The organism is Staphylococcus cohnii subsp. cohnii (genome assembly GCF_002902365.1).
GTDB lineage: Bacteria > Bacillota > Bacilli > Staphylococcales > Staphylococcaceae > Staphylococcus > Staphylococcus cohnii.
The window spans coordinates 1-4,558 of the sequence record NZ_PPQC01000023.1; the positions used below are offsets into that span (position 1 = coordinate 1).

Here is a 4,558-nt window from a genome sequence, read left to right on the forward strand (position 1 = left end):
AGACTCCTTTTTGTTAAAATTATACTATAAATTCAACTTTGCAACAGAACCATAAAATATCTAATTACCTATCTAATAGTGAACGGAATTTATCTAAAACAGAAGCTAAAGCATTTGTTCAGTACATGGAAAAGCCTGAAAATAAAAAAAGAATTAATGAACAACTAAATAAAGCCCAATCAAATATTGATAAAGATAAGCAATATAGAGTTGATTTAGGTACGATTACTGATGCTAAGGATAGAACAATCATTGATATAAAAAAAGATGGTAAGAAATTTTTTCTAATAGATAAATTAGCATTTACGCCCCATTTCAATAGGGTTTATGTAACTGAAAATGATAATACAGGTGTTTATAATTATAAATTAGATGGTAAGCGACATACTTCAAGTGATAAAAATAGTACAAGTGAAATTGGGCAATTTTTTGTAGGTCGATATTCTATTAATGCAAATAAAGAAATTAAGCAATCTTTAGTAAATGGTCAGAGTAAAGGTAAATTAGAATTTGATACTGATAATACAGATGCTAAAAATAGAATTATCGCTAATCAAAGTTTTGATCAAGCTAAGTTTAAAGTGAATTTAGAGAATACAAAACTACTAGATAATAATTCAATATCTTTAGTGATAAATGGCCATAAATCTAAATATAGTCCAAATAAAATATATGGTTATTATTCCAACAATGATAGTATTCAAGTTGCAGCTAAGGGTAAAGTTGAAAATAAATCGTTTGAAACCGATACTAAAAATATAGATAGTAATGGTAATACAGTTAATTTATCCTTTAAACAACATGATATTAGTAAGTATAAAGAAGAAGCTAAAAAAGAAAAATCAAAAGCAAAAGGGTTTATTAAAGATTATACTGATGAATTAAATGGTGCTTACAAACATTCTGATTACCAGTATATTGAAAGATTTATCAAATCTGATAGTTCAGTTGAAAAGCATATGAAAAAAGTTGTGACTGGTAAAGCTAAAAATCATTACACAGACTTAAAAATATTAAGTGTTGAACAAAATGATAATAAATTTACGGTAACAGCTTCAAAGAAACTAGATAAAACAACTATTAAATCAAAATATGTTTTAAAATATGATAAAGATTTAGACGAATTTAAAATAATTGATTATACAGATATATAAGTTAAGAGTCTGGGGCATAATTTTGTCTTAGGCTCTATTTTTATATAGACAGTAGATGACTGAATTAAAATGCTCTTGTATCAAGATTCTTTTAATTCTAGTCATTATTGTTGGTGCATGACTACAAAATCTTTTTATAAAAATAAAATTTTACCTCTCTTCATTTTTTATTGACAACGAATATAAAAAAAAGTAGTATATAGATAAAGTGAGTGGTCACTCATTTTATCGGTGTGAGGAGGAACAATTTATGATAGAGGTAAAAAATGTAAGTAAATCCTTTGGTAAACAACAAGTGGTAGATGATATATCTATATCATTTAATGCTGGTGAGGTTGTGGGTCTAATCGGTCCTTCAGGTACTGGAAAAACGACATTAATACAGTGCATTTTAGGCATGGAGAAAATTGATGGTGGGCAAGTCACTATTCAAGAACATACAATGCCGAATAGAAAGATATTATCAAATATTGGTTATATGGCTCAAAATGATGCTTTATATAATGATTTAACTGGACGTGAAAATTTAACGTTTTTCGCAAGAATTTATATGCGTGATAAAGAAGATATTAAAAAACGTGTGAACCTATGCAGTTCCATGGTTCAATTAGACAATGATTTAGATAAGAAAGTTGAAATGTATTCTGGTGGAATGAAACGACGCTTATCTTTAGCTATTAGCTTTTTACAAAATCCTAATATCCTTATATTAGACGAACCTACAGTTGGCATTGATCCTAAATTGCGTCAGACGATTTGGAAGGATTTAACTAAAGCAAAGGCTGAAGATAAATGCATTATAGTGACAACGCATGTATTAGATGAAGCTACACGCTGTGATAAGCTCGTATTAATGAATCAAGGAAAGATATTGGCAACGGGTACACCAGATGAAGTGAAAAAACAATATCACACAGATACGATTGAAGGCGTATTTCTGAATATGGAGGGATAAAATGAATTCGTTGCACATAGCAGGACGTATTTTCAAACAGACGATTCGAGATGTAAGAACATTGGCACTGTTACTTATTGCACCTATATTACTATTGTCGCTACTATATTACATTTTTACAGTTGCCGATAATACGAATGGCGTAACAGTTGGGGTTCACGATGTACCAGATTCATTAATGACTGAATTACATGATAAAGATATTCACGTTAAACATTATAAAAATGACAATGATATAAGTGATAAAATTAAAGACGACAAATTAACAGGATTTTTGCACAGTGATGGTCAAAAAGTATCAGTGACTTATGCTAACGATAATCCTACACAAGCAGGAGAACTAACAGGTGCAAATCAAAAATGGTTAATGAGTCATAACATGAATGCCATGAAAGATAATACTAATAAATTGCATCAAGCGTTAACTAAAATACAACAAAAAATGCCCGGGGATGGGGGAGACACGCCTCATCAAGATATGGCTAAACCATATAAACTAACAACGCACTATTTATATGGTTCATCAGATTCTACGTATTTTGATATGATAAATCCTATTTTAATTGGATTTTTTGTCTTTTTCTTTACGTTTTTAATTTCTGGCATTGGCTTATTAAAAGAGCGTACTTCTGGCACATTAGAACGTTTACTTGCCTCTCCAATAAAAAGAAGTGAAATTATTTTTGGTTATGTTTTCGGTTATGGTAGTTTTAGCGTTATCCAAACAATAGTTGTCGTATTATATGCAATTTATATTCTGCATATAGACTTAGTAGGTTCGATATGGTTCGTACTATTAACGGCAATATTAACAGCGCTTGTCGCTGTGACATTCGGTATATTATTATCTACCTTTGCTTCCTCAGAATTCCAAATGATTCAATTTATACCATTAGTCATAGTGCCACAAGTACTATTTGCAGGCATTATACCAATTGAATCAATGAATAAAGGATTACAATACTTTTCACATATCATGCCGTTATTCTATACCGGCCAAACGATGAAAAATATTATGATCAAGGGTTATGGATTCAACGATATTTACATTTATTTAATTGTGTTATTCGCATTTTTCATTTTCTTATTGATTTTAAATATTATAGGCATGAAAAGATATAGAAAAGTTTAGGAGGTCAATATGAACCAAGATATTAAGTCATTAGTTGAAACCATTGTGCCTCAACTTGAATATTTAAGCGATAAACAAAGACGTGTCATAGAAAGTGCTATTGCATTATTCAGTGAACAAGGATTTGATAAAACGAGTACTAAAGAAATTGCGCAGCGTGCAAATGTCGCAGAAGGAACGGTATTTAAGCAGTTTAAAAGTAAAAGAATGTTATTATACGCAGGATTAATTCCAATTTTAAGAGATCATATCGCACCTGTAGCTGTTAAACAATTTACAGATGAATTAAACGAAGTAACCCATTTTGATGCATTTATAAATTTATTTGTAGAAAATAGATCTAAATTTATTTATGACAATAGACGTATTCTTAAAGTCATCTTAAATGAAGCTATTACTAATGAAGATTTTCAAAATATATTAGTTAATATTTTCACCCATAAATTAACGAGTAAATTAAAAGATAAAATTGAATGGTTTATCGATAATGGTGACATGCGCAATGTTAAACCTGAGTTTTTTATACGTACGGTCGTCGCACAAATTTTAAATTTAAATATCCCAATAATAGTTAATAATGACTATACTAAGGGTGAAAACTATCAGCAGTTTGCGTTATTCGTAAAAGAGGGCTTATATAGGATGTTTAAGCGAGAATAGACATCATGCAAAATATGAAATAAGAGAGTAAGGGACATAATTTCTAGAGCCAAGAACTTTATGTCACAGACTCTTAAAAATTGTGAATTAATGTTACTCATTTGGAAATTATTTACTATCGTGATAATATATAGTTATAATAAACGTATTTAGAAATACGAAAAAGAGCAACATGCTAATACATGTCGCCCTAGTGAGCCTGTTAAAAAGACAGTGGCTTGTATTTTACTAATAAGATTAAAATAACCTCTAGTTACTCGCCAAAGTATATGCTAGATGGTTATTTTTTTTGGTTATTGCTCATTATTACTAGACCAATGATTGTAAGAACAATCATTAGCATTTCATAATCAGTCATGCTATTCCTTTCTTGGAGTAGAAACCAAAACCATAGGCATCACCCCATTTTCATGAGATTAGCCACCATCTATCTAACTTGCTCAAATATATTGTAACATTGATTGCAATAATATAAATGACAAGTAGTGACAATTATTTTCACTTTCACTACTCTATACTCACTATACTAAACAATGATATTTTTAAAGTTTCACTCCCACTTTCATTAGAAACGATTAAACATTCATTTATTTTATCTACTTTTTTGGTTCTGTTGCAAAGTAAAAAAATATAGCTAACCACTAATTTATCATGTCA

General features: G+C 29.7%; 4 protein-coding genes. All 4 read left to right on the forward strand.

Translation table 11 applies throughout. The features are described 5' to 3' along the window. The first annotated feature begins 38 nt into the window (after positions 1-38). The 4 genes from CD032_RS04000 (at position 39) to CD032_RS04015 (ending at position 3,901) form a co-directional block, all read left to right on the forward strand. Positions 39-1,154: a TcaA NTF2-like domain-containing protein gene (locus tag CD032_RS04000; protein ID WP_142382129.1), complete on the forward strand. Its 1,116-nt coding sequence runs from the start codon at positions 39-41 to the stop codon at positions 1,152-1,154. A gap of 250 nt (positions 1,155-1,404) precedes the next feature. Next, entirely contained in the window at positions 1,405-2,109 is a 705-nt protein-coding gene (locus CD032_RS04005) for an ABC transporter ATP-binding protein (protein ID WP_000573642.1), read from the forward strand. Between the two features lies 1 nt (position 2,110). Beyond that, entirely contained in the window at positions 2,111-3,241 is a 1,131-nt protein-coding gene (locus CD032_RS04010; RefSeq protein ID WP_002485594.1) for an ABC transporter permease, read from the forward strand. A gap of 9 nt (positions 3,242-3,250) precedes the next feature. Beyond that, a complete protein-coding gene (locus tag CD032_RS04015) occupies positions 3,251-3,901 on the forward strand; it encodes a TetR/AcrR family transcriptional regulator (RefSeq protein ID WP_001070743.1) in 651 nt (216 codons plus the stop codon). Positions 3,902-4,558: the final 657 nt, after the last annotated feature.

What these genes read in the sequence shown, in the direction of transcription:
- CD032_RS04005 (WP_000573642.1), top strand. Translation starts at nt 1,405, where the DNA reads ATGATAGAGGTAAAAAATGTAAGTAAATCCTTTGGTAAACAACAAGTG.
- CD032_RS04010 (WP_002485594.1), top strand. Translation starts at nt 2,111, where the DNA reads ATGAATTCGTTGCACATAGCAGGACGTATTTTCAAACAGACGATTCGA.
- CD032_RS04015 (WP_001070743.1), top strand. Translation starts at nt 3,251, where the DNA reads ATGAACCAAGATATTAAGTCATTAGTTGAAACCATTGTGCCTCAACTT.